Genomic DNA, 26,773 nt, shown 5'->3' with positions numbered 1-26,773 from the left:
ATTAGTTACCTCCCTACTGAGTTTAAATCTAAAGCTAATTCTAAAACTGCCTTTCCATTCATCATTCCATATAATTGAATTGGAACAACTTCTACTGGAATATTTTTAGGAGCAGCTATTGCTCTAACTTCATCAATCATAAACCTTACTTGAGGTCCAAGTAATATCACGTCACATTCATCTAAATGCTCAGATATTGCTGCCTCTGGAATAGCTTTTATTGATACTTCAATATTTCTAATTTCTGCTGATTCCTTCATTTTATTTACTAACAATGATGTTGACATTCCTGCTGCACATGCTAAGATAATTTTTGTCATATATATCTCTCCTATCATAAATATTTTTTCTCTCATCTTTATCTAAAGCAACTTCCGTGCCAACTTTAAAAACTTCAAAAAAGGAGGGTTTTCCCTCCTTTTTTATACACTATTTTATCTTTTAAGTTATACACTAATATTAAACTTATACACCATAAAAAAATTCTCACTATAGCTTATACAGTATAGTTAATATGTAGCATAACTCATCTAATTTAAAATCAACCTTTAAATTATCTTCTATATTCTTAAGAGCATATTTAATTTGTTTTATCTCCTTTGCATAGTAAATCAATAAATATTCCTTATTTTTATGCTCCTTACATTTTTTATTTAATACTAAATTCTCTGCTGTTGCCAATAAGTGAAATACTATGGCTATTAATCTATCCTTATCAAATTGATAGCTTAATTCACTCTCTATCCATTTCTTAAATATTTGAAAATCTCTCTTAAAGTCCTCTATATCTAATCCCTTAACTTTATTCCTTAGTTTATTAAATACCTGTTCACTTACATCATTTAAATCCTCATCCTCTTCAACCTTTTTCTCTACTACAAATCTTTTTATCATCTTCTCAATATCACTATACTTATTTAACATAATTAAATCAGCTATAGATATAAAAGGTACCCCGTATACCATTGGATCAATACTTCCTACAACAGCTATTATATTTTTATCCTTACTTAACTTTCCTATAATATTACTAATGTTTTCATGACTGCTAATTGCAGCCGTAACTATTTCTGTATTTGTTCCTGAAAGATTTATATTATCTTCTATTAAATTTTTAATTTTTTGAGCACTTCCCTCACCTGTAGTACAAGCAGCAATGATTATATTTTCTTTTTTTGTATTAGATACATCTTTATATCTATTACCCATTAATGTCATTTTTTGATTATTTAAAATGGAGTCGTAAATAACATCAATATCCCTTTCAAATTCTGCATGCCTTGCCACCTCTAAAGCTGTTATAGTTGTCACACAATCTATTACTTTTATCTTAATTAAAAGTTCTTCAGCAATTAAGTCCCCAAACATAATTAATGAACCCATATCCACTAACAATAAAACTCCAGCTTCATTACTATTTTCTCTTACTAATTCTTTTAGCTCTTCATAACAAGTTCTCGAATCCTTGTTAAGCTCCATATCATAAGCTTTAACAGTATCTATTCCTAATAGGGAATTTACTGTCTCAGCCATAGATGATGCAGTACTTCTTCCATGCATACTAATTATTACATTAGGCAACTGATTCTTAAGATTACTTTCAATTGCATCTATACATAAGAACATTGCTATAAATGCTACCTCATCAAGAGGTACTCTAACATCTAATTCTCCTTCTATCCCTTTTATGAAATTCCTAACTAGTTCAAATTCCCTATGATGATTTTCTATTACATTAAGAATGTTATTATTTACTATAGTTTTATTTTCACTTAGCCTTTTTAAACTTGAATCAAAGTGTATGCAAAGCCCATAAAAAACTTTTTTAGAAAACTTTTTACATAGTTCTTTTTCTGCTAAGGCTAATAATGTCTCCATATACCTAATACTCTTTTTACTAACTACTTTTTCAAGTTCAATATTATTATTTACCTCTTCTATATAATTTTTAAATTGTCCATTAATCTCAAATCTAATTATTGTATCAATATCATCCTGATTATCATACCTACTACTTAAGTCCTTTAATCTCTTTTCTATCCTGTCATAAAAAGACTCATACTTAACCTTATTTTTAGATGGACTTATCCGTCCTTCCCCATCACCAGTGAAAATTAAAAAATTACTTTTTCCAAGTATAGCTTCTATATCACTATCGAAATCCTTTTCATAGATTCCATACTTTCTTATATGATCTGGAAGATGTATTACCTCAATCTCAACCTTATCTCTATTTAAATGAATAGTATCTAAAAATGCATTAGCACATATTAGCTTAATATCACTTTTAAGTTGACCTATATTACCTAAACACTCATAATTTAAAAGATTTTTTATAACACTTATATTTACTACAATTTCTTTTTTTATTCTGCTTGCCTCTTCCTCAATAAAAGCTTGTCCTATTTTAAATCTCTCCTTCTTACTTCTCTCTTTTAAAGAAGGTATCTTTATAGACATAGGAATTCTTCTTGTAAATGTGTCTAATAAGGAATCCTCTTTTCTTGCTGTAGTAGCACAGATAATAAGCAGATCTACATGCTTTCTTTCAGTTGAGCCAATAGGAGAAAAAATACCTTTATCCATTAAATAAAACAAGGTTTCTTGTCCCTCTGGAGGTAACCTATGTACCTCATCTAAAAATAATATTCCCTTATCTGCTGATTCTACAAGACCTGGATGATCCTTATTAGCTCCAGTAAAGGCCCCCTTAACATATCCGAAAAGTTGGGATAGTAGAAGCTGAGGATTATTACTATAATCAGCACAATTTAAAGTAACAAATGGAGCATCTTCACTTAACAACCCTTTCTCTATTGCATATTCATACATTTTCTCTGCAAACATGGTCTTTCCAACTCCTGTTGGTCCAAGTAATAGAGTATGAAGCCCTCTTGGTGGATAACTAATAGCTGCCTTTGCTTGCTTTATTGATTTCTTTAAACTTCCCTCAACTCCAATAAACTTATTGAATGCATCTACTTTTTCTTCATTAATTATATCTTGATCTTCTTCAATACATTTATAAACAACAGGTCTTCCCTCATCTTTTCTTATTAACCCATCCCTTACAAGCCTATTTAGCTCACTACTTGCATTTGTTCTTTTTATTCCTATCTCCTCTGCTACATCCTTTGTTGTTACACCTACTCTTTGATTATTCTTTTTTTGACTTCTAGTTCTGTTTAATATAAAGTTATATATTTCTTCATACCTATTATCCTTAGTCATGTTATTCTCCTTTGAATAAGCTTATAATCTCTATGGCTTTATTAAGAATTTCCTCCCCCCTACATAACCCATAGTCCATACTATCTATTATCCCAACGGGTATATTCTTATCCTTTAATACCTTTTTAACATTTTCTAATTTATATCTTATCTGAGGTCCTAGTAATATTAAGTCACAATCTCTACTACTCTCCAGAAATTCTTCTATTCCCTCTGCCGATATCTTAATATCTCTATTACCTACTGCCATTTTTACCGACTCTACAACTATGTTACTTGATGCTCCTGTTGCACATAAAATTAATATTTTCATGATCTCTCCTATCTATAATAATTCTTAATATGTATACGATTAAATATTTTTGAAAAATTTGCCTCATATTTCTATTTCAATATACCAGATTACTCGATATATATCAATTTTTAGGAAAATTCAGTATCTCCTCCTCTGATACTGGTATATTTGATGATACACATAACTTCAAATGAATAATATTATAAATATATATAATTGGGAGGATATAAACTATGAGAAAAACTATCTTTAATTTTCTTAATAAAATAATATCACCGAGTAAAAAAATAAAAATTATTAAAACAAAATCAAGACAGTTCCCTTACAACATAGAGATTATATCTGAAAATTTAACTGTTCCTTGGGCTCTAGATATAAGCGATGAAGGAAAAATATATTTTACTGAAAGATCTGGCTCAATTAGAGTTATTGAAAATGGGTTACTTAATCCAAAACCACTTATTACATTTAAGTTTCCCTTTGTAAGTGAAAATGAAGGAGGCTTGATGGGGCTTGCATTAGATCCAAAATTCTCACAAACTCATTATATATACCTTATGCATTCATTTAGAGAAAATAATATTCTATACAATAAAGTAGTAAGATTAATTGAAAAGAACAACATGGCAACTATTGATAAAATTCTTTTAGACAAGATTCCTGGTAGTCAATTTCATAACGGTGGAAGAATAAAGATAGGACCGGATAAAAAATTATATATAACAACAGGTGATGCAGAAAATCCCTCATTATCACAAGACATATCAACCTTGGCCGGAAAAATACTTAGAATAGAACTTAATGGAGATATTCCTATGGATAATCCATTTACTAATTCTCCTGTTTATAGTTTAGGTCATAGGAATCCACAAGGTCTAGCCTGGAATCCTAGAAATATACTGTACTCATCAGAGCATGGTCAATCAGCTCATGATGAAATAAATATAATAATTCCAGGAGGAAACTATGGATGGCCTCTTGTTCAAGGTGATGAAACTTCTACAGAAATAACAATTCAAAAACATTTAGTTCACAGCAAGGAAATCACATGGGCTCCATCTGGTATAGCTTTTATAAATGTAGGCCCATGGAAAGATAACTTGCTTGTTGCTACACTTCGAGGGCAGCAACTCCTTTTAATATCCCTAAATAATGAAGGTACAGCAATACAAAATATAGAGGCATTATTAAAAGGTGAGTATGGACGCTTACGTGAGGTAGTTCAAGGAAAAGATGGTTCTATTTATATCACAACCAGTAATAGGGATGGTCGAGGAAATCCCTCTATATCTGATGATAGAATAATTCGTCTTGTCCTAAAATAAATGTAAATAATTCTATAAAAAAATGAAGGTGATATCTAGTAACCACCTTCATTTTTAAGTTATATTATATAACTTTTAAATTTTCTCTCTTTCCCTATCCTATATAAATAAATTTAAATTAGAATCCTCTGTTGCTCCAAGATATGATGCAACTCCACCAATCTCTACTCCATCTATAAACTCTTCCTTTTTGATTCCCATTAAATCCATACTCATTGAACAAGCAACTACATTTACACCCATTTCTATTGCATTTGCAATTAATACTTCCAATGAATCCACGTTATTGTCCTTCATAATCTTTTTAATCATTGCAGATCCCATACCCATCATATTCATTTGTGATAATGGTAATTTTCCTGGATGTGCTGGAAGCATTACATCAAACATCTTTTCCATTGGTTTCTTTTCAACAGTTGGCTTGTCTGCTCTCTTTAATATATTAAGTCCCCAGAAAGTAAAGAACATAGTTACCTTTTTACCCATTGATGCAGCACCTGTTGCTATTATAAATGAGGCTATTGCCTTATCTAAATCCCCACTAAATACTACAAGAGTTGCTCCATCCTTTGATATTGAACAGGATAGTTCCTTCATTTCTGCAGTACCTTTTTTAATATAGGCTACAAAATTCTTTTTATCATCTGTTTCTGTTTTTATTAAAGCATTACCTGTCTTATCGCACCATGAACTAATATCCTTCTTAAATCCTGGATCACTAGCTATTACTTTTAAGATTTCCCCTTCTTCCATCTTGTTTGTTTCATCAAATACTCTTTTGATTGGCCCTGGACATTGTAATCCACAGGCATTTACTGTAACCTTTGCATTTATTTCTGTAGTATCTAAATTCTCTTCTAAAGCCATTGTTGCAACTTCCTCCTTTACTTCCTTATGAATAATATTCTTTATTGATTCTTCTGATCTTTTTACTGATAAATAAGTTTTAACTCCACCATCAATATCATAGCAATCATATCCATGCTGACTTAACATTCTACAAGCTAAGTACCCTCTTAATCCTACTTGGCAAGTTACATATATTTTTTTATTCTTTGGTAATTCACCTAATCTATTTCTTAATTCTCCAAGGGGAATATTAATTGAATTTTCAAGCTTACCTGTCATTAACTCCATTTCTTCTCTTACATCTAAGATAATAGAATCATCTAAGTTTATATTATCAACCTCATACCATTGAATTGTGTTAACTAAGCCCTCCATAATATTTGAAGCATAATATCCAAGCATATTAACTGGATCCTTTGCTGAATTATATGGTGGTGCATAGCATGGCTCTACATCTTGTAAATCATAAACCTTTAATCCGGCTTTAATAGCTGTAGCTATCATATCGATTCTTTTTTCAACTCCATCCATTCCAACACCTTGAGCTCCATAAATATCACCTGTTGTAGGATTAAATAACATTTTATATCCTATTGGAAATGCTCCTGGATAATATCCTGCATGTGAAGATGGATGTATGTGAATTGCCTTATATTCAAGACCTAATCTTTTTAATGTCTTTTCATTATTCCCTGTTGATGCAACTGTATAATCAAATACCTTAGCTACAGATGAACCTAAAGTTCCTTTATATGAAGTCTTCTTACCTGCAATATTATCTGCTACTAATCTACCTTGTCTATTAGCTGGCCAAGCAAGTGGAATCATAGTTGGCTTTTTATTTACAAAATCCATAATTTCAACAGCGTCACCTAAGGCATAAATGTTAGAATCTGAAGTTAACATATATTTATCAACAACAATAGCTCCTCTTTCATTTAGCTTTAAATTAGCTTCTCTTGCTATAGTGGTTTCTGGTCTAACACCTATTGATAAAATTATCATATCAGCATCAATTTCTCTACCACTACTTAAAAGAACTTTTCTTCCATCATTCTTAAATTCCTTAACTCCGTCATTTAAAATTAGATTTACATTCTTCTCAATTAAATGACTATGAATCATACTTACCATTTCAATATCTAAAGGTGCCATAACTTGGTCACTTGCCTCAACTAAGGTAACATTAATTCCTCTTTCATGAAGATTTTCTGCCATTTCAAGACCTATAAATCCTCCACCAATAACAACTGCATTTTTAGGCTTATTGTTATCTACAAATCCCTTTATTCTATCAGTATCTGGAATATTTCTTAGTGTAAATAAATTATTGCAACTATCTATTCCTGATATAGGTGGTTTTATTGGATTAGCTCCTGGAGAAAGTACTAAGGTATCATAGCTTTCTTCATAAACTTCACCACTTTTATGATTTTTTACTGTAACTTTTTTCTCTTCTTTATTTATTCCAATAACTTCACTTAAATTTCTAATATCTAAATTAAACTTTTTGCTCATACCCTCAACTGTTTGAACAAGCAATGCATCTCTTTCTGTAATTACTTCACCAATATAATAAGGTAGTCCACAATTTGCAAAGGATATGTACTCACCCTTTTCAAATAGAATTATTTCTGCCTCTTCATCAAGTCTTCTAAGTCTAGCTGCTGTTGAAGCTCCGCCAGCTACTCCCCCAACTATTAATACTTTTTTCTTCATATATAAATCTCCTTTTAAATCACTTATTTCTTTAAATGTTAAGATTTTAACATTGTTATAATACTCTATTTTGAAAATTTTTTCAGTGACTTAGTCACAGAACTATGTTAAATAGTGATTTAAATTAAATATTTTTTGATATAAAAAGAGAAGCTATTACAAATAATAATTGTGCAATAGCTTCTCATTTTTAATTTTTTATCTAGAATTAGCAATGAAGTTTCATATTCTCAATTTCAATAGATTGTCCTGTAGTTGAATTTGTGTAAATCTCTATTTTGTATGACTGATCTTCCACAAATTCTATAAATTGAGATGAAGATAATTCAACTTCTATAGCCCCTGCTTTTACAAATCCTTGATTCTCAAATACTGATAAAATCATATCGAAATCTGCTTTATTGAACCTTCCTTTTATAATTATTTTATTAATTCCATCAATTCCGTTATCTCTTGAATTTGGAACCATATATTGCTTCATAAAATCCCTTGATTTTTCATCCTTCATTTCTTGGAATCCAATTTGGAATGGAGCACCTTCAAAAAATGGAATATAAGAATTTCTCCAGGGCATTCTTCTAGTGAATAAATTGAAGAACCACTTGAACTCTAACCATTCTGGCTTACTTATTGGTATATTTTTTTCTGTTAGTAATTTATAAATAGCATCTATATCTTCCACATCTAACATTAAGCAAATCATTCCCCTATGGCCTTCATTGTACTTCTTTGTCCATTCTCTTATCCAGCCTCCACCATTTTCCTTTATGATACGTACCATTTCAAAATATTCATTACCTATCCATAAATTTGATACTTTAAAGCCCTTTGTTCCTTTTCCCCATTTCGGCTCATAAGGAAGTTTGGCATTTCTAATATAATCTATAATACCTTTATCTTTTTGATATTTTTCATCAACATTTACAACAAAATGATCTAATTTCATATTACCTCCAATAGATGAATTCACATTTAAATCTTCACCCTCATTTTATGAAAATCTACGTATCATTAACTCTTCTGTAATTGACTCTTTCAATTATAACCCCCATAATCCTTATTTTATATCTTTAGTTAAATTATAACATATAATTCTCTCCAGCTATCAATATCTCTTAGTGCCTATATAAATTCCTATTACCTATTCACCACGAAATTATTTTTCTAAATTTCTGCAATCCTTCCCCCAGAAGCATATATCCTCTATGAAAACTGAAAAAGGAGGTAAACACATATGGCTGTTAACAAAATTGTAAGCTCATCTTCTCTAGTAATGGAGATAGAATCAGGTCAAGACAAGGATGGTAATGCAACTTACAAGAAGAAAACATTTAGCGGTGTTAAGACTAATGCTGCAATAGAAGATGTCTATGCTGTTGCTGATGCAATAACTAAAGTATTAGCAAATGACACTAGAGACTTCTTCTTAAATGAAAGCTCTAAGATCCAAGCTTAAGACTGAGTCTTAGCTAAAGTCTAAAGAAAGGAGGATTACCTAATGGAATATATTTTAACAATGACTTTTCTCTGTGCTTCAGGGGATAAATCTACTATCTCTGTTGATGGTGTTACTTCAACTTTATCTAATGTTGAAGTAAGATCTCTTATGGATACAATAATTGAAAAGAACATATTCATCACAAAGAATGGTTCTTTCATTGAAAAGTTTTCTGCTAATATCACTCAAAGACAAACTACTAACCTTGAAGTTAAGTAGTAATTAAAAAGGAAGCTTATCCAAATTATATGGATAAGCTTCTTTTTTTATTTAACATCTAAAATTTTATCTATTAGGAACATAATTTATCTATTATAAAGTAATTATTCGGTCACAAGCATTTGATACATCTTTGTCATGAGTAACTATTATAATAGTTTTACCACCTTTATTTAATTCTTTTAACAGCTCTAATATTAACCTTACATTAGATTGGTCTAAAGATCCTGTAGGTTCATCTGCTAATACTATTTTACTAGGTTTTAGAATTGCTCTTGCAATGGCTACCCTTTGTTGTTCTCCCCCACTCAATTCATAAATCTTTCTCTCCTCATATCCACATAAACCTACTGATTTTAAGGCACTCTTAATCCTATCAACCTTTTCCTTTTTAGATATCTTAACATATTTAAGTGCTAAATTTAGATTGTACTTTACAGTTTCCTCATCAACTAAAGCAAAATTTTGAAAAAGATAACTTATTTTTTCTCTTATCACTTTATTTGCTTTACTGCTATTGGCTTTTATATTTTCCATACCGTCTATTACTAACTTACCGCTGTTTATATCCTCTAATAGTCCAAGTATATTAAGTATTGTAGATTTTCCTTTTCCGCTTTCACCTGTTATTGCCACAAATTCACCATCATTAATAGATAAAGAAAAGTTTGTTAATATTTTATTATCTCCATAACTCTTGTTAATATTTTCTAATTTTATCATTTCCATATATCACTAGCTCCCTTTAATAACACTGGTAGTTTTTCTTTTATTAACAAGCTTTATAACTATTATAGTTATTAGAAAATCAATAAATATAAAAATAACAGTTAACTTAATTTGAATAGCAAAATCTAAATTTCTCATATAACAATTAACTAAAAAAGCTACCAATGATGTTACTAATATTAATAATAAACACTCTTTATATTTATCAATTGCCTTATAGCCATGAAATTGTCTTATAGCTAGCTGCTTTTTATATTGCTCAAAGTAACAATATATATTTTGAGTTATAATTATTACCATGGCCAATGTCAAGATAATTATTCCCCCTATAATAAATGCCAGCAATTCATATACAGATTTGCTTTCAAAAACAACCCCATCATTTGCTGGTACAACCTTATCCACATATTTTTCTAACCCTAATTCTTTTAACTTTTGATATATATATTTTTCCGAATCAAAGGAAGGATCAACCTTAATTTTAATTGGATTCCCTGTAAATCCTATGGTAATATAATAGTCCGAAGGTACTCCATTTTTTTCTGTAATCACCCTAATTATAGGATCAACAACCATATTCCCATCATTAATATTTACATCAGCTGAATAAGAAAATACTTTTTGATTTGATTTCGTGTATAGAATTTTAATTTTTTGATTTTTAGTGCTTTCTCCTTCTGAATATCCATTCTTAATATTTTCCCATAACTCTATTATACCTTTTTCATCTTCCTTATACTTATCAGGTACTAATAGCACTAAATTATTATCATCCTCAGAAATTTTAACTGGCTCATTATTAATATCATAAACAACATTTTCATTTAAGTAATTAGGGTTCACAGTTACCCAATCTCTTTCATAATCATGCTTTTTATCATTTTTTAACCTTTCCCGTTGACCTGGTGAATATAAATTAAAATCAGCCATGATTGTACCATCTTTATTAAGATTTAAATATAATTGACTTAGCTTCTTTACTGATTCTTCACCTTCAGGTAAATCTTCATTTTTATTATTCATATAAGGTATTATATAATAGTCTTTTGCATCTTCCCAAGCTTCATATTTATTAGTGAAAACATTATTGATTCTTTCATAATTTAGAATTCCTTGATTTATTAAGATAAAGAATAATATTACTAATATATCTTTTAAAACAGAATTAAAAGTTATAATATCTTTTATTGGAATCTTATTTTTAATTATATTTATTATGGTAATATTGTTTAAGTATATAAAAGGTACTGAGGATATAATAAATAGAATAAGAACTTGTATTATGTTACTTTTAAAGAGATTTTTTAAAAAATCTATAAAATATATATTAAATTCTTTAAATAAAAATATACTCATAATAACATTCACTACAATTACAATTAAAATTTGACTAATCACTAAACTTGATACTTCTTTTATCCAAATATCTTTAATTGAATATCCTAACATTATTTTTATCCCAAACTTTTTATATGATTTTAAAATACTATAAAGAATTAATAAAACAACAATGAAATATAAAGAAGGATGTATCCATTTATTGTAGTAATATTTTGGATATATATTATTTTTATCCTGCTTTTGTATTCCATTAATATTAAGGCTTGTCTCTAAATCCCTTATAAACATATTTATATCATTGCTAGATTGTAATTGTACAGTGCAATTACCATCTAATAAGTAATTGCTATTAATTATAGATTTCAAAGTTCTTATTTCAAATAATCCAGTTCCATCAAAGGTAGAGATCCTTCCTATCTGATTCTTATCTCCCGTTTTTTCTGAGCTTAAAAAGCTTTCTGAGTTCATATCATCAGAACTTAATGTTCTGCCATCTATAATTCGAAAATTATTAAGATAGCTTAAATCACTCAAGTAAACAAATTTAATTTTCTTGTTATTAGGCCCAACCTTTGAATAATAGATATTCCCATTATATTTTTTTACAACCTCTATAATACCATTGTACACATTGTCCTCTGAATATTTTTGTATATCATTTGGAATTAAAATATTATATGAATTACTTGAATACTGTTCTGCTTTTTCCATATTATTATCTTGTTTCAACTTTTCGTTGTTGAATAATATAGAAAAAGAGAACATTGAAATAATTATTAATAAAAAATAAATAATTTTTTTCAATATCTCTTCCTCCAACTATTTATAGTTAACTTTTTTATTGTAGCATTATTTGTTTTGTATTTTGATTTTTTTGTAATATATTCTTTAATATGGTATTATTTTATATTGGTTATTTCTGAAGGTCAATACTTTTAAAAGATAAATGAAAAGTTCTCTGCTAATATCACTCAAAGACAAACTACTAACCTTGAAGTTAAGTAGTAATTAAAAAGGAAGCTTATCCAAATCTTATGGATAAGCTTCCTTTTATTTTAATTAAGTATCTCCCTTTATCATTTCATTAGAACTTAATGGTAATCTTACTTCAAATGTAGTTTTACTGTAATCACTATCTGCTGAAATAGAACCATTATGTAACTCAATAATATTTTTTGTTATTGCCAAGCCTAGTCCTGTTCCCCCTATATCTCGATTTCTGGATTTTTCTACTCTATAAAATCTATCAAATATATAAGGTAAGTCTATTTCAGGTATAGGCTCTCCATAGTTTACAATTTCAACAACTGCCATTGAATCTTCAACTCTTGTTATAATATCCACATAAGGTCCATCTTTACCATATTTAATTGAATTAGATAATAGGTTTTCGAAGGCTCTTCCTAATTTTCTCCCATCAGCATAAACTATTAACTTATCCTCTGAAAAATTAATTCTTGCCTCCATATTTGCTTTTTCAAACTCATTTTTAAAATAAACTACTAATTGGCCTAATAAATCTACTAAATTTATCTGTAATTTTTCTAAAGTAATAGCGCTATTTTGCATTTTAGTCAATTCAAATAAATCATTTATAAGTAAACTTAAATCTTTAGCCTTTTGATATGCTATATCAGTATAATATCTCAGTTCTACTTCATCCTTATATTTATCAGCATCTATAAGCTCTAGATATCCAATTATTGAGGTTAATGGGGTTCTTAAATCATGGGAAACATTTGTTATTAAATCATTTTTAGTTTTTTGTGCTTTTCTCTCTTCTATCATTATTCCTTTAAGTTGTGTTGATATATTGTTTATATTATCTGCTAAACTTCTCATATCACCTGTTGCTTCAATATCTATTAATTTATCTAAGTTTCCATTTGAAATTATCTCTGTTTCTTCTATAATCGTAACTAAACTTTTATTACTTTTATATGTTATAGCATAATTTATAATTAGAAATAAAGGTACTATTGCTATTATGTTTAGATACCTACCAATATTTTCATACTGCAATGTGTTCCATAAGGTCCATATATAATCTATAATTCTAATCTCCGTATATCTATGTAATAAAATTATTACTTCTCTAGCTGGAATTGCTATTATATATGTTAATACTGCTGATATTACTATATTGCCCAGTGATTTAATCCAATACTTAAAAACTCTTTTATTTTTCAATCTTGTATCCAACTCCCCATACAGTGTGTATTATCTTATCACTAGATGAATCTTGTTCTAATTTATCTCTCAATCTACTCATATGAACCATAACTGTATTATTTGACTGATAATAATTTTCTTTCCAAACTCTTTCAAAAATCTCTTCTGCACTAAAAACTCTTCCTCTATTAGTAGCTAATAAATATAAAATTTCAAATTCTCTTGCTGTAAGAATTACTTCATTATCATTTACTGTCACTCTATGCTTTCTCTTATCTATAGTCATATTATCAATATTTATAATATCCCCAGATGCTTCTATTTTAGAATTTAAAAAGTATGCTCTTCTAATTAAGGCTCTTACTCTAACTATTAATTCTAAACTATTAAAAGGCTTGCATATATAATCATCTGCTCCAGTCATTATTCCTTCTATCCTATCCATATCTTCAACCTTTGCACTTAGCATTAAAATGGGAATATTATTATTAATTCTTACCCTCTTACAAACTTCTAATCCATCCATATCTGGCATCATAACATCTAGTACTATTAAATGAATCTCTTCATTATTTAATATTTCTAAAGCTTCTTTCCCAGAGCTAGCTTTAAATACTAAATAGCCTTCACTTCTAAGGTTTATTTCCAACAATTCTCTTATTTCTTTGTCATCATCTACTACAAGTATATTATTATAGTTCATATTTTCCACCCACCTTATTTTTCTAAGTATTCTTCCAATGTAATGTCATTATCATAAATATATTTTGCTACATCTTTTCCAACATATCTAATATGCCAAGGTTCATATTCTATTCCTGTTATATTTTTTTTGCCTTTAGGATACCTAATAATAAATCCGAATTTACTACAGTTTTCCTTAAGCCAATCAGCCTCTGCTGTTCCTTCTGCAAAGTATCTATGCTTGTTAGTAATATCAATACATAAACCTGTTTGATGTTCACTAAATCCTGGTTTAGCTACATATGCATCAGCGCTTTTTTTACCTTCACTTCTTACTCTATTATTATATACATCTTCTTGAGATTTAAATGATCTATATCCAGAATTACCTATTAAAACTATTCCATCTTTTTTAGCTGCATTTATTAATTCCTCTAATGGTTCTTTTATAATTCTTGCTACCTGCTTTTCTTCTTCTATTGCTTCATCAGCAAATGGTATTTTAGGTATGATTAAATCCATTGGTATAAAACTTTTATCTAGTCTATTTTTTTTATTTACTAAAAGTAAAATATTATTTGTATTACTAGTACTTTCCTTTATTTCATTATATCCTATAGATTTAAGTGAATACCAGCACAGTAATGCTATTGTTATAACTAATAAAATTAACTTAATTCCTCTTTTCATATCCCCTACTCCTTTTCATTTGTCTTGACTTTATTGTAGAAGATAGAATTTACAAGAATTATAAAAAAATCTTACGAAACCTTAAGTTTGTTTTTTTCATCTACTCTTGCCTTAAGAAACCCATGTAATATGCATTCTGCACAATATATGTTCTTTGGAATAAAGGAATATTAAAATACATAAATAAAAGGAAGCTTATCTATAAGATTTAGATAAGCTTCCTTTTTTAACTCAAATTATTATTTACATACATTTCCTGCTACATTTAATACATCCCATGTTCTAGCAAAGGGTGGTGCATAACATAAATCCAACATACCTAACTCACTAGTTGTTAATTTTCCAAATATAGCTGCAGCTATTACATTAGTTCTTTGAACTGCATCTTTATATCCAGCAACTTGCCCACCTAATATTACTTTTGTTTTTGCATCATAAACAAGCTTTACATATATCTTATCTTGACCTGGATAGTAACTAGTTTGATTAAAATCTGATATAAACTTAACTTTAAAATCTAATCCTAATTTTTCTGCTTGTACTTCAGTAAGACCAGTTGATCCAGCTTCCATATTCATAACTTTTATACAACTTGAGCCTAATGAACCTTGGAATTTATTATTAGCTCCTGCTAAGTTTTCTCCAACTATTCTTCCTAGTTTATTAGCTCCTGTTGCAAGTGGAACATAACTGTCTTTTTTACTAACTATATTTTGTATAGTTGCACAATCTCCAGCTGCATATATATCTTCTATAGAAGTTTTACCAAACTCATCAACTATTATTGCTCCATTTGGTAACATTTCTATACCACTATCTTTTAGAAATCCTGTAGCTGGTCTAACTCCTGTAGCTACTATAACTACATCAGCATCAAATTCCCCTTTATTAGTTATAACTTTTTCTACCTTACTTTCTCCAACTAATTCTAAAACAAGTTCTTCTAATCTTAAATCTACATCATGTTTTCTTATTTCTTCTTCTAAAACATCAGTTATTTCCTTATCAAAAACTTGTTCTAATATTCTATTTGCATATTGAAGTACAGTTACATTTTTACCTAAATTCTTTGCTGCCTCAACAACTTCTAATCCTATGAAGCCTGCACCTATTACAACTATATTCTTATTTTCTTTTTTGTTTAATAATTCTTTTACCTTTACTCCATCATCCATACTCTTTAATGTTGAAACATTCTCAAGTTGAATATTTTTTATTGGAGGTATTATACCCCTTGCTCCTGTTGCTATCATTAACTTATCATAGGAGTCTTCAAATTCAACTCCAGTTTCCAAGTTTTTAACTATGACTTTTTTATTATCTACATCAACCTTAAGAACCTCATGAAATATATTTAAATCAATTCCAGTTTTTCTAAATTCCTCTGGACTTCTTGCTATCATTTCCTTTGCATCATCAAAAAATCCACCAACAAAGTATGGTAGTCCACAGGCACCAAATGATACTACATCTGTTTTCTCATAAACTATAACCTCATAATCTGGTTTCATTCTTTTTAATTTTGCTGCTGCACTCATACCTGCTGCAACTCCACCTACTATTATTACTCTCATCTTTTGTCCTCCCAAAATAGTCTTTTTATATATTATAAACTATATTTACTTAATTTTCTTTACATCCATATTAAAGTCACCAAGAAAATTATCATTCTACCAATCTGATTATATTATTTTTTTATTTTATAAATATATGTTAATTTAATCCCTTCAGTATTGGAAGAAAAATAAAACAGTTTCTTTATTTATATAATCAATTCCTTTTATAATTATTAGAATCAAATATAATCACAGCTCTAGTTGACTTACTTTTAACAACTTCTGCTCTTCCACCAATTTGCTTCTGTAGCTCCCTTACCATAGTTCTTAGTCTTTTATTATCGCAGATAAGTGCTGTATTATCTCTCATTAAATCTTTATTTTCCATTAAAGTTCTCTCTAGCTTTTTTTCCATATCTCTAACTGTCCTTCTAATTATCATACCTTCTTTACCCATAGTAACCTCCATTATCTAAGTCTATAATTATTATTAATATCTTTTTTAATTTCTACTATATACTTTTTACACATTTCATAAATCCTAGAACCCACTGACTCATCAAAGGTCAGAAGCTTTTCTATTGTAAACTCACTAGAAACTATTATAGGTAAACAGTTTAAATACCTATAGTTAATTATCTCAAACATAATATTTATATCACTGTCATTTACCTTTCCCTTAAAAAGATCATCTATAAGCAGCACTTCACAAGTCTTATACTTATCTATTACCTTGCTGTAATACTCATTATCAAGCATATTTTGCTTAATTTTAGTTATTACATCCCTATAGGGCATATATATAACTTTACTTCTTGTTTCTAAAAGATTTATAGCTAGGGCTACTGCAAGATGGGTTTTCCCTGAGCCTACTTGTCCACATAACATAATACTATTATGTCTCTTGTCAAATAAGGCTTCATAATTACTGAAATATGCTATAGTCGTGTCCTTAGCTACCCTAGAGCTATTATTCCACACCTCGTAATTTCTAAAGGTGTACTTACACATATCAGTTCTTATCCCTGACTCCTTCCACTCTCCCCTAATCTTTTTAACTTTCATACATTCACACCTAGTTGCAAGGGGCTGACTATGCTCTCGGGGTATTAGAATCCATCCTGTATCACTGCATTTATCACACTTATATAAGTTTTTTCTCTGTTTTTCTCCTCTCTCCTTCTGTAATTCTTGCAGGTTCTTTTGCCCTAAAACCTGAGAATTTATTTTTATCTGGTTCCTTATTCTTTCTATTGCCTCTATACCCATTTCCTTCTTCCCCCTTTGGATACCCTTCTTTTGCCCAATTTTTAAGTATGCCATTAACATATTTCATATTAGGTTTATCAACCTCTAAGGCTCTGTCAATTGCTAGTCTGACCCTTTCCTCCCCATAGATGCCAATAGCAGTATTTAGTGCAGATAAATTCAAAATCCCTACCCTACCTGTTATCTTCTCGTAATAGGTCAAGACCTTATATCCACTTTCAGCAATGGTAGCAGCATTGTTTTTTTCTATCTCTAATTTCCCTTGTAACTCTTTCTCTTTCTTCTTTCTCTCTCTCTTTTCTATTTCTACTTCTTCTTCTACTTCTTTATCTGCTTCTTCTCTCTTCTTCTGTACCATTACATCAGCATTACATGGCATTACAGTAATTGTTACATCACCATTACAAGATTCTGTAGCCCTTTCTTCCTCTACTTCTTCTCCTTCATTACTTTCAGCTTCCATTTTTCTTAATCTATGTTTTGCAACTCTTTCTCTATTTTTCTCTTTTGCCTTATCCATAGCTTTTACATTTTGTTCTCTTTCCCACTCTATAATTTTTATATATTTATCCTCTGTAACCTCAACAAGACCTAAATTCTCTAAGGTATTTAAAGCTAATCTTATAGAATTAACTGATCTATTAAAAATAGTAGATAGCATTTCATCTGTATACGCTACTCCTTCTCTATAATAGATATATCCTCCATCGTTTGTTCTTCCAGCTTGGATCTTAAGTCTACTATAAATATAGTGGATAGTATCTCTCTCTGGCATTACATCTAATAATCTCATAGACTCACTTTCATAAATATTTGTCATTGATTTTATCCAGGCCATACCTTCCATTGAACTCACCTCTCTAATTAATTTAAATACAATTTAACCTTGATTTTTATCTACTAAAAAATATCCCCAGTGTAATTTTCTAAAAATTCATCAAGTTCACTTAAAACAATTCTTACTTCACCCCCAAAAATAAATCTTGGAAAGTTTTCTTTTTCTGTAAGCCTTCTCGCATTAGCATGAGATATTTTAAGTCTTTGTGATAGCTCCAGAATATTACAGGTTTTTCTATTTAATATGCCCATACTCTTCCCCCAAGACCTATTTTTAACCTTCCTTCTCTTACCTTAAACACCCAATTCCCCTGAATAATAAATAAATTATAGAAAGCTATGTTTTTTCTAACTTCTAACTAACACATTATTATGATTTTAATATTACCATAATTTTCTATATATTACAAATAATTGTTTATTATTTAGTTTAAAACATTTTTGTGATATAATAACTAGAAAAAGGAGGGATATTTCATTGGATAAGAAAAATAGATTAAAAGAACTAAGAACCTCATTAAAATTAACCCAAAAAGAATTAGCCTACGAAATAAATAAAAAGACTAATTCAAATAAAATATATGCGCAGAATATATCTTCATGGGAAAATGGACGTAATCCTGGGTTAAAGTGGACAATGATATTTTGTGATTTTTTTAATGTATCAATGGAATATTTTTTATATGAAAGTGAAGTTAATGATTTAAATGAAATAAATTATAAAAGTTACTTAAATGAATATAAAAAAGATAATATTGATAGGCTTATAGAGAATTTAACCCCTGATATGAAAAGTGCTTTCTTTAATATGTTTGCAACTCATATGAACTCCTTTGGTATAAGTAATTATTTATATGGAGATGAAAAACTACCAAATATTAATTTAGATTATATTTTTATTCTTACGGAATTTGAAAAAGTTATAGCTAAATATAAATCCAGTCTTTGTGATTTGTACATAAATCTTGATGATCCTACAAACCCTACTTTAGAAAAAGATTTGTCTGTTCAAAAAGCAGTCCACTTATCTGATTTAATAAGTGATACTCAAAATAAACTAGCAACTTTATTAAATAAATTAACGAAAATATCAATTGAAAGTTATGGAAATGATAACTATGAACTTACTTTTGAAGATGAAATGAAAGAATTATATAAATGTAAATTATCTAAATAGTAAATATACTTTTTCTATTTATAACTTAAATCCGAATATTGTTTGAATTAAAAATTCTTCGAAAAATTATTTCACTTTTTGTAATATTATGTTATACTATATATGTTAAATGATGGACTAACACTAGTTGGTACCCCCCAGTAATTGATTTCACATCAATTCCATCTTTAAACTATTTATTTACGCGGCCATACTATAGAAATTTATATAGTATGGCACTTTTTTTTATAAATAAGTAAAAAAGATATATATAACCTTTGCTTATGTAAAGATTCTATTTTTTAATTTTACATACTCTTTATAAAAATTATCTATTGTTTTCTATTTATAAGCTTCTTATAGAATATTATTTATTATTCACATAATATTTTTCTCACACCTTATCCATAAGTTACATATTATATATTATTCCATAATAAAGGAGTTTTTTTATATGTATTCTTATGATAGATATTCTAATAATAATAAATGCTATAATAACTGTCCAAACTCTGAACCAGAGCAAAGACACAACCACGAATTTCTTGGTAGTACTAAATTTGCTGAAGAATGCGATGACAGACATAACCATCGTTTCGCTTGTATTTCTAGTGAAGCTATCGGACCTGAAGCATCTCATGTTCATAAAATTAAAGTTAATACTGATTTCTTTGGTCACTTCCATGAAATTTGTATTATTACTGGGCCACCAATCCCTGTTGGCTGTGGCAAACATGTTCATTTAGCTGTAGGTAAAACAACTTGTGAAGACGGACATTTTCATTGTTTCATCTTTACTACTTTGATTGAAGCACCTGCACTACCATAAAAAAGAGGATGTCGTAAATGATTTGTCATTTTGCGACATCCTCTTTAATTTAAAACATAAAATTAAAAATTAAGAATTTAATTCTAAAAAAATTACTAAAGAAAAAACTAATGTCTTTTCCACCTAGTAAATTTCTCCTAAACATAATATAATTACTATTAATAAAATATTCAGAATTTAATTAATATCTTTAGAAACCGAGGTAATTTATATGAGTCAAATGACAAAGGAGTCTCTTGCTAAATCTTTAAAAAAGATGATGGAAAAGAAGTCTCTTCAGAAAATAACAATTACTGATTTAGTTAATGATTGTGGTGTTAATAGACAAACCTTCTACTACCACTTTCAGGACATCTACGATTTATTAGGCTGGATTTATAAAACTGAAGCTGTAGGTAGTATATCTAACTGTATCTCCTACGACACTTGGCAGGAAGGCTTCCTTAAAATATTTCAATATGTAAGTAATAATAAGTCCTTTTGCATGAATACCTTTCATTCAATGGGAAGGGAGCATCTTGAAGATTTTTTGCAACATGAAATATTTAATCTTCTAATTGATGTTGTTGAAGAAGTTTCAAAGGGTTCTCCTGTATCTACTAAAGAAAAGGAGTTTATTGCAAACTTCTATACCTTTGCTTTTATAGGAATTTTAACTTCTTGGATGAAGGCAGGTATGAAGGATAGCCCTGAAAGTATTATTGAAAAATTAGAAAGATTAATTAATGGAGATATTATTAAAGTAATAAAGAAAACTACCCTGTCAAATTAATGATTGGGTAGTTTTTTGATAGATTAATTAAAATAGTTTTCTAAGGCCTTTTATCTATAAGCTGTTTTTAAGGCATCTTTTAAAACCTTAGGTTGTTTCTTATATTGAGTTACTGGAATTACCTTTTTATGTTTTACATCTAATAAAGTATAAACTGCTATCCTTGCTGCACGTACTGAGTACTCTTCAGTAAATACCATATCTTCTGGAATTTCAACGAACTGACTAATCATTGCAAAGTTTGTTGATCCCTTTGGTACAACTTGTGGACGATCTGTCATCTTACGTGGTTGGAATTGCGCATCTACATATGGCATCATACATGGAATAACATTTATTATACTATCCATTATTTCATCCATCTTATCTTCCATATGAAGGTGATGAAGAAGTTCTATTAGCATTTCTTCTCCAGTACAATCCCTCATTGGTTTCTTTACATAGTCTCCAACCTTATCTGTATATAGACCATATCCCCAGAAAATAGTTGTATCAAGTGGTTGATTCTTAAAGTGTGGTTGAGCTGCAACAACTATACTCATTAACCAGCTAGAATCCTTAAATGTCATTAAAGCACCACTACCTGGTATATTACCTGAATATTCTTCAATTAACTTTAAAAGCTTATTTCCTTTACAAGTTACAGTAAAGCTTTCCCAGTTAGTTTGATCTGGATGATTAAAGAAAGGTTCTGGATTACCAAGTCCCATCTTTTTCTTAGCTACCTTTGACCAAAGTTCACCTGATATTGGCTTATCTGGATTGTATTCTGCTGGTGTGTTAAAGTCACCTAAGGTTGCACTATCAGTCATACATGCATTTGTCATAATACAAATATCACCTTTCTTTAGGTTTATAACTTTTTCGCCTTCTGAATCCTCTATATGTATTGCTGTTACTGTAATTTCTTCCCCTGGTTTAAAGTCTAAATCAGTTACTTTTGCATTAATACTAAAATCTACTCCAAACTCATCTAAATAAGCCTTTAATGGAAGTATTACTGATTCATATTGATTATAAGGAGTACGAGTAACTCCTTCTAAAGTTTCAATACGTGAGAATTCAAATATCATACGTTCCATGTAGCGCTTAAATTCAAATAAACTAGACCACTTTTGGAATGCGAAAGTTGTTTGCCACATATACCAGAAATTAGTTGTGAAGAAATGTGGTGTATCTTTAAACCATTCTTCAATAGTCATATCATCTAATTTTTCTTCTGGTGTAATCATTAATTTTCCAAGTGTCATACGGTCAGCATTATTAAAGCCCATACTTTTCACATCTTGGATTACTCCATTTTTATCTATTAAACGCGCTTGAGCATGAGTTGGGTGTAGATGATCAAAGTTTAGAATTTCTTCTGTTACAGATTTCCCTGGCATATCTAAAGATGGAACACTAGAGAATAGTTCCCAGAAGTTTTCATAGGTTTCTTCATTTAGCATTCTACCACCACGGCATATAAATCCATTTACAGGGTCACCTGCTCCATCATTACTACCTCCAAGAATATGCATTCCCTCAATAATATGAATGTTTTCTCCTTTAAAGTTACAGTCTCTTACAAGATAAGCTGCACCAGCTAAAGAAGCTAGACCACCACCAACGAAATATACTTGTTTATCTTCATTATCTCTATCAACAAAGGTCATTTTCTCTACAACTTGTGATTTTTCTTTTAACTTCTTTGATGCCATTGCAGCGACTGCTGCTGCACCTGCTACTGCCCCTAAAGCAAGTAGTATATTCTTGTTATTATTGTTTGACTTTTTACTCATATAATCCCCTCGCCTTTCAACTAATATCATTAACCTTCTTGCTTATTATTATACTTCTAATCTATTAAAATGTATTTATACAATCTTGAGTATTTGTATAAAAATAAGCAGTCAACCTCTTAGATTGAACTGCTTATTAAAAGGGAATCTAACAATTCCAACTTATTTTTACCGGACACTCTTCATTAGGAATAGAAACTTCCTCCAAAGAACTTAAAGCTCTATTAAGTTCAACTGTGGCCAATTTATTATAAACTTCTGTAGTTTCTCCAAGTCCTACTTCACTATATGCAACAGCAGCTGCACCATAAAATAGAAATCCCAATGTACTTGTAGGTGTCTGAATTGTAGAAAGAGCCGTGGAAATAGCACGTGCGGTAGCTTGTACTATTGGATTATCATTAGCTTCACGGGCAATCTGACTTCCTTCCTTGATAATAGGTTTTATTTCCTTTAATTTCATATTACCTTTTAAATATTCTTCACAAGCTAATATTATATTCTGGAAGCGTAAATCATCTGGACACTCTGCTTCGTAAATTCCTAGATAATATCTTTTAGCATATCCAATAGCCCAAGTTGCCAATGTGATTTTACTCTGTGTTTCAATCAAGTTCATTAGGGAGATGCATTCTTCTGAATTAATATCTCCTAACATTTTTCTTAATTTAGCCATAATGACTTTCCTTTCAAATTGTAAATTTCATGTTTTTCATTTGCTTATTTGTATTTTATCATAAATATTATTTAGACTTCTATCTATTTTGTATCTTATTTACTTTATCTTGAGCCTTTTTCCTTGCTTCTTCTATTTTAGCTTTTGATGCTGCCGTTCCTGCTTCTGCATCCTTTGCACTTATAATCTTTCCTTCTCTTATAGCTTTTTCAAAATTACTTTCTGTAGTACTTGATTGAGCCTTGCTTGCTGCTGCATTCTTAGCTGCAATACTTTCATCCTTCTTACCTTGAACCTCTTGAATAACTGTATCAAATTCACTATTTTCATATACAGTCTTAGCTTCTTGTAACTTACTTAAAGCTTCATCAAACTTTTCCTCACCCATTAGACTTCTAGCAGCTGCAATAATTTCATCACTAAAGCCCTTACTAGCCTCTTCCAATTTTAATTTTGCTTCCTCAATATTCTTTTTATCTTCTTCTATTACAAGCTTTAAAGAATCTATAGCACTTTTATATTCCTTATTATTTAAAGCTAATAGACCTGCATCAAAACTAGCTTTAGAATTTATAAGTCTATCTGCTGAATTAACATACTCTTCAACTTCTTTCTTCTTATCTTCATCTTTAATATCTACTAATAAATCTGAAAAAGTATCCTTTGCTTCTGTATAATTACCCTCTTCAATTTGTGATTTCCCCTTCTCAATACCCTTTTCTATTTTACTAGCTCCACAGCCTACGAAAAATGCTGTTCCTAATAAAATAAAAGCAAATATTGATACTATCTTAAAGCTTTTTTTCATGATAACACCCCCTGAAATATAATACCATTTTATATATTTTATGTAAATTATTATGATATAATTTAGGAAAGTTTCAAATTTCTATTGACATTTTTAAACCGCAATCATATTATTGTATTAAGGACGTAGTACAGTAATACAAATTGTAAGGAAGTGAAGTTATGTCATGGGAATTTAAAGACGATAGACCTATTTATACTCAGCTTATGGATCAAATCACACTAAAAATACTTGCAGGTGAATATAAAATCGGGGAAAAGTTGCCTTCTGTAAGGGATTTAGCAAGCGATGCTTCAGTTAATCCAAACACTATGCAAAAGGCACTTACAGAACTTGAACGAAAAGGATTAGTTTTTAGTGTTAGAACAAGTGGTAGATTTATTACGGAGGATAGTAATATGATTAAGGAAATTCAGTATAATTTAGCAAAGGATGAAATTAAAGAGTTTCTAGATAAAATGCAAAAAATAGGATACGAAAAGGAAGATATTATCAAAGCAATTGATGATGTTATAAAGGGGGCTAAATAATGAGCGAGACTATACTAGAATGTAATAATCTAGTTAAAAGTTATGGGGGGAAAAAAGCATTAAAAGGAATCAACTTAAATATTAAGCGTGGAAGAATAGTAGGCTTACTAGGTCCAAATGGAAGTGGTAAAAGTACTTTAATAAAACTTGCCAACGGCCTACTAACTCCAACAAGTGGGGAAATTTTAATAGATGGGAAGGCTCCAGGAGTTGAAACTAAAAAAATAGTTTCCTACCTACCAGAAAGAACTTATTTAAATGACTGGATGAAGGTTTCTGATCTTATTAATTTCTTTTCAGACTTCTACAGTGACTTCAAAGCAGATAGAGCTTATGATATGCTAGAAAAATTAGATATAAGTGCTAATGATAGACTAAAAACTTTATCTAAAGGTACTAAAGAAAAGGTTCAACTTATACTTGTTATGAGTAGAGAAGCTGATCTTTACTTACTAGATGAACCTATAGCAGGAGTTGACCCAGCAGCTAGAGATTATATATTAAACACAATAATTACTAATTATAATGAGAATGCTACAGTAATAATATCTACTCATCTTATTTCTGATATTGAAAAAGTTTTAGATGATGTTGTTTTCATCTCTTATGGAGAAATCTATCTATCTAAAAGTGTTGATGAAATTAGAGAAGAAAATGGCAAGAGCGTTGATGCCTTATTTAGGGAGGTATTTAAATGTTAAGAAAGTTATTAAAATATGAATTTAAAGCAACAGGGAGATTATTATTTCCACTATATATAGTGTTAATTGCCTTCTCTTTTATTAATAAGTTATTTATGGGAGATATTTTGACATCTGAAACTCCCTCTTTCTTAGGTGAGTTGCCTAGAGTTTTAAGTATGATTATGTATATCGCAACAATGGTAGCTATCTTTGTAGTAACATTTTTCATAACTGCACAAAGATATTATAAAAATCTACTTGGGGATGAAGGTTATTTAATGAATACCCTTCCAGTTAAAACTTGGCAAAATATAGCTTCTAAACTTATAGTTGCAATTGTTTGGTCTATTGCAAGTGTTTTTGTAGCTATAGTATCAGTTCTAATTATGGCATATGAAAAAGGAGTATTAACTGAACTATTTAAGGATATTCCTATGGTATTTAGTGATCTATATACCCAAGCTGGAATGAGTGGCTATTTAATTATTATACAAGTAATACTTTTATTGCTTATTTCCTACGCTTCTGCAATTTTAATGGTATATGCATCAATATCTTTAGGACATTTATTTAATAAAAGAAAGATTCTTTGTTCCTTTGGTGCTTATATAGTTTTAAGTATGGTATCACAAACCTTAGCAGCAGTATGTGCTACTCCATTTATTGGAGTTGTTAATACTATGGATCCAATTAATTTGGTAAACTTGGTATTACTTCTAGTTAATATTGGAAACATTGTTTTAGGAGTTGCTTACTTTATAACCTGTAATTATATAACTAAAAATAAATTAAACTTAGAATAAAACTTTGCCCTCCCTTAGCTATAGCTATAAGGAGGGCTTTATTCCATTATTATTTTTTAATTAAGTCATTATACTCATTTAAAGCTTCATCAAGTCTTCTACTCACTACAAGGATTTCATCATTAACTAAAGAAGTTTTTTCATCTATTAATCTTTGTAGTTCTTCTCTTAATTCTTCTATCTTTTTACTAACTTCTTTAATCTCTCTCACATTATCCCCTCCCCTCATAATAATGATAACAATGAAAAGGTATGACTTTGGTCCTTATTTTTATTAATCTAGTCTTTTTTTTAATTTTATTACTTTTTATTACAATTGTT

At 29.4% G+C, this 26,773-nt stretch carries 28 protein-coding genes; 9 read left to right on the top strand and 19 right to left on the bottom strand.

The window, feature by feature from the left end; genetic code table 11:
- Nucleotides 1-5: 5 nt before the first annotated feature.
- The 3 genes from ACSYT2_RS01970 to ACSYT2_RS01960 all read right to left on the bottom strand — a co-directional run bounded on the left by ACSYT2_RS01970 (nucleotide 6) and on the right by ACSYT2_RS01960 (nucleotide 3,544).
- Entirely contained in the window at nucleotides 6-320 is a 315-nt protein-coding gene (locus ACSYT2_RS01970) for a PTS sugar transporter subunit IIB (RefSeq protein WP_438383063.1), read from the bottom strand.
- Nucleotides 321-489: 169 nt separating this feature from the next.
- Nucleotides 490-3,231, bottom strand: coding sequence for a sigma-54-dependent transcriptional regulator (locus ACSYT2_RS01965; RefSeq protein WP_438383061.1), 2,742 nt, complete (start codon nucleotides 3,229-3,231; stop codon nucleotides 490-492).
- Between the two features lies 1 nt (nucleotide 3,232).
- Entirely contained in the window at nucleotides 3,233-3,544 is a 312-nt protein-coding gene (locus ACSYT2_RS01960) for a PTS sugar transporter subunit IIB (RefSeq protein ID WP_438383059.1), read from the bottom strand.
- A 215-nt stretch (nucleotides 3,545-3,759) separates the two neighbouring features.
- On the opposite strand from ACSYT2_RS01960, the gene ACSYT2_RS01955 reads away from it, so the two are divergent.
- Nucleotides 3,760-4,851: a PQQ-dependent sugar dehydrogenase gene (locus tag ACSYT2_RS01955; protein WP_438383057.1), complete on the top strand. Its 1,092-nt coding sequence runs from the start codon at nucleotides 3,760-3,762 to the stop codon at nucleotides 4,849-4,851.
- 99 nt (nucleotides 4,852-4,950) lie between these two features.
- Here ACSYT2_RS01955 and ACSYT2_RS01950 read toward each other — a convergent pair whose 3' ends face one another.
- Together ACSYT2_RS01950 and ACSYT2_RS01945 are read right to left on the bottom strand one after the other, a co-directional pair.
- Nucleotides 4,951-7,419 (bottom strand): CoA-disulfide reductase, encoded by a 2,469-nt coding sequence (locus ACSYT2_RS01950; protein ID WP_438383055.1) that lies wholly within the window; start codon nucleotides 7,417-7,419, stop codon nucleotides 4,951-4,953.
- 208 nt (nucleotides 7,420-7,627) lie between these two features.
- A complete protein-coding gene (locus ACSYT2_RS01945; RefSeq protein WP_438383053.1) occupies nucleotides 7,628-8,365 on the bottom strand; it encodes a hypothetical protein in 738 nt (245 codons plus the stop codon).
- Nucleotides 8,366-8,653: 288 nt separating this feature from the next.
- Here ACSYT2_RS01945 and ACSYT2_RS01940 point away from each other — a divergent pair, with 288 nt between their 5' ends.
- Together ACSYT2_RS01940 and ACSYT2_RS01935 are read left to right on the top strand one after the other, a co-directional pair.
- Nucleotides 8,654-8,875: a DUF1659 domain-containing protein gene (locus tag ACSYT2_RS01940; RefSeq protein WP_438383052.1), complete on the top strand. Its 222-nt coding sequence runs from the start codon at nucleotides 8,654-8,656 to the stop codon at nucleotides 8,873-8,875.
- Nucleotides 8,876-8,917: 42 nt separating this feature from the next.
- On the top strand, nucleotides 8,918-9,136 hold the full coding sequence (locus ACSYT2_RS01935; RefSeq protein ID WP_438383051.1) for a DUF2922 domain-containing protein: 219 nt from the start codon (nucleotides 8,918-8,920) through the stop codon (nucleotides 9,134-9,136).
- 93 nt (nucleotides 9,137-9,229) lie between these two features.
- Here the strand turns inward: ACSYT2_RS01935 and ACSYT2_RS01930 are convergent, their stop codons facing one another.
- The 10 genes from ACSYT2_RS01930 to ACSYT2_RS01885 form a co-directional block, all read right to left on the bottom strand.
- The gene (locus ACSYT2_RS01930) at nucleotides 9,230-9,865 is read right to left on the bottom strand and encodes an ABC transporter ATP-binding protein (RefSeq protein WP_438383049.1); all 636 of its coding nucleotides are present in this window, start codon (nucleotides 9,863-9,865) and stop codon (nucleotides 9,230-9,232) included.
- 6 nt (nucleotides 9,866-9,871) lie between these two features.
- Nucleotides 9,872-12,010 (bottom strand): DUF1430 domain-containing protein, encoded by a 2,139-nt coding sequence (locus ACSYT2_RS01925; RefSeq protein WP_438383048.1) that lies wholly within the window; start codon nucleotides 12,008-12,010, stop codon nucleotides 9,872-9,874.
- Nucleotides 12,011-12,265: 255 nt separating this feature from the next.
- Complete coding sequence (locus ACSYT2_RS01920; RefSeq protein WP_438383046.1) at nucleotides 12,266-13,396, bottom strand: sensor histidine kinase; 1,131 nt, start codon at nucleotides 13,394-13,396, stop codon at nucleotides 12,266-12,268.
- Complete coding sequence (locus ACSYT2_RS01915; RefSeq protein ID WP_438383044.1) at nucleotides 13,386-14,081, bottom strand: response regulator transcription factor; 696 nt, start codon at nucleotides 14,079-14,081, stop codon at nucleotides 13,386-13,388. The genes ACSYT2_RS01920 and ACSYT2_RS01915 overlap by 11 nt, the downstream gene beginning before the upstream one ends.
- A gap of 14 nt (nucleotides 14,082-14,095) precedes the next feature.
- Complete coding sequence (locus tag ACSYT2_RS01910; RefSeq protein ID WP_438383042.1) at nucleotides 14,096-14,752, bottom strand: M15 family metallopeptidase; 657 nt, start codon at nucleotides 14,750-14,752, stop codon at nucleotides 14,096-14,098.
- Nucleotides 14,753-14,991: 239 nt separating this feature from the next.
- Nucleotides 14,992-16,326, bottom strand: coding sequence for a CoA-disulfide reductase (locus ACSYT2_RS01905; protein WP_438383040.1), 1,335 nt, complete (start codon nucleotides 16,324-16,326; stop codon nucleotides 14,992-14,994).
- A 196-nt stretch (nucleotides 16,327-16,522) separates the two neighbouring features.
- Nucleotides 16,523-16,765 (bottom strand): hypothetical protein, encoded by a 243-nt coding sequence (locus ACSYT2_RS01900; protein WP_430857103.1) that lies wholly within the window; start codon nucleotides 16,763-16,765, stop codon nucleotides 16,523-16,525.
- 11 nt (nucleotides 16,766-16,776) lie between these two features.
- Entirely contained in the window at nucleotides 16,777-17,373 is a 597-nt protein-coding gene (locus tag ACSYT2_RS01895; RefSeq protein WP_430857102.1) for an ATP-binding protein, read from the bottom strand.
- A 79-nt stretch (nucleotides 17,374-17,452) separates the two neighbouring features.
- On the bottom strand, nucleotides 17,453-18,424 hold the full coding sequence (locus ACSYT2_RS01890) for a phage replisome organizer N-terminal domain-containing protein (protein ID WP_438383039.1): 972 nt from the start codon (nucleotides 18,422-18,424) through the stop codon (nucleotides 17,453-17,455).
- A gap of 53 nt (nucleotides 18,425-18,477) precedes the next feature.
- Nucleotides 18,478-18,666, bottom strand: coding sequence for a helix-turn-helix domain-containing protein (locus ACSYT2_RS01885; RefSeq protein WP_430857100.1), 189 nt, complete (start codon nucleotides 18,664-18,666; stop codon nucleotides 18,478-18,480).
- A 226-nt stretch (nucleotides 18,667-18,892) separates the two neighbouring features.
- On the opposite strand from ACSYT2_RS01885, the gene ACSYT2_RS01880 reads away from it, so the two are divergent.
- The 3 genes from ACSYT2_RS01880 (at nucleotide 18,893) to dhaS (ending at nucleotide 21,171) form a co-directional block, all read left to right on the top strand.
- Nucleotides 18,893-19,591: a helix-turn-helix transcriptional regulator gene (locus ACSYT2_RS01880; RefSeq protein WP_430857099.1), complete on the top strand. Its 699-nt coding sequence runs from the start codon at nucleotides 18,893-18,895 to the stop codon at nucleotides 19,589-19,591.
- A gap of 433 nt (nucleotides 19,592-20,024) precedes the next feature.
- Nucleotides 20,025-20,399 carry a YmaF family protein gene (locus tag ACSYT2_RS01875; protein ID WP_438383038.1) on the top strand — a complete coding sequence of 125 codons (375 nt, stop codon included), beginning with the start codon at nucleotides 20,025-20,027 and terminating at the stop codon, nucleotides 20,397-20,399.
- 211 nt (nucleotides 20,400-20,610) lie between these two features.
- Nucleotides 20,611-21,171 carry a dihydroxyacetone kinase transcriptional activator DhaS gene (gene dhaS / locus ACSYT2_RS01870; protein WP_438383036.1) on the top strand — a complete coding sequence of 187 codons (561 nt, stop codon included), beginning with the start codon at nucleotides 20,611-20,613 and terminating at the stop codon, nucleotides 21,169-21,171.
- Nucleotides 21,172-21,221: 50 nt separating this feature from the next.
- On the opposite strand, the gene ACSYT2_RS01865 is transcribed toward dhaS, so the two are convergent.
- The 3 genes from ACSYT2_RS01865 to ACSYT2_RS01855 form a co-directional block, all read right to left on the bottom strand.
- A complete protein-coding gene (locus ACSYT2_RS01865) occupies nucleotides 21,222-22,952 on the bottom strand; it encodes an oleate hydratase (RefSeq protein ID WP_430857096.1) in 1,731 nt (576 codons plus the stop codon).
- Nucleotides 22,953-23,100: 148 nt separating this feature from the next.
- Nucleotides 23,101-23,628, bottom strand: coding sequence for a putative immunity protein (locus ACSYT2_RS01860; RefSeq protein ID WP_430857095.1), 528 nt, complete (start codon nucleotides 23,626-23,628; stop codon nucleotides 23,101-23,103).
- 79 nt (nucleotides 23,629-23,707) lie between these two features.
- A complete protein-coding gene (locus tag ACSYT2_RS01855; RefSeq protein ID WP_438383035.1) occupies nucleotides 23,708-24,436 on the bottom strand; it encodes a hypothetical protein in 729 nt (242 codons plus the stop codon).
- Between the two features lie 161 nt (nucleotides 24,437-24,597).
- Here ACSYT2_RS01855 and ACSYT2_RS01850 point away from each other — a divergent pair, with 161 nt between their 5' ends.
- The 3 genes from ACSYT2_RS01850 to ACSYT2_RS01840 are packed head-to-tail and all read left to right on the top strand — an operon-like array spanning nucleotide 24,598 to nucleotide 26,452.
- Nucleotides 24,598-24,966: a GntR family transcriptional regulator gene (locus ACSYT2_RS01850; RefSeq protein WP_430857093.1), complete on the top strand. Its 369-nt coding sequence runs from the start codon at nucleotides 24,598-24,600 to the stop codon at nucleotides 24,964-24,966.
- Nucleotides 24,966-25,667, top strand: a complete 702-nt coding sequence (locus ACSYT2_RS01845; protein WP_438383033.1) for an ABC transporter ATP-binding protein — start codon at nucleotides 24,966-24,968, stop codon at nucleotides 25,665-25,667. Before ACSYT2_RS01850 ends, ACSYT2_RS01845 begins: the two co-directional genes overlap by 1 nt.
- On the top strand, nucleotides 25,661-26,452 hold the full coding sequence (locus tag ACSYT2_RS01840; RefSeq protein ID WP_430857091.1) for an ABC transporter permease: 792 nt from the start codon (nucleotides 25,661-25,663) through the stop codon (nucleotides 26,450-26,452). The genes ACSYT2_RS01845 and ACSYT2_RS01840 overlap by 7 nt, the downstream gene beginning before the upstream one ends.
- Nucleotides 26,453-26,501: 49 nt before the next feature.
- On the opposite strand, the gene ACSYT2_RS01835 is transcribed toward ACSYT2_RS01840, so the two are convergent.
- Nucleotides 26,502-26,663: a Spo0E family sporulation regulatory protein-aspartic acid phosphatase gene (locus ACSYT2_RS01835; RefSeq protein ID WP_430857090.1), complete on the bottom strand. Its 162-nt coding sequence runs from the start codon at nucleotides 26,661-26,663 to the stop codon at nucleotides 26,502-26,504.
- Nucleotides 26,664-26,773 lie beyond the last annotated feature (110 nt).

The sequence above is a fragment of the Clostridium zhoujianii genome (assembly GCF_051590805.1).
In the GTDB taxonomy this organism is placed as follows: domain Bacteria; phylum Bacillota; class Clostridia; order Clostridiales; family Clostridiaceae; genus Clostridium.
This window is presented reverse-complemented; position numbering and strand designations above follow the sequence as displayed.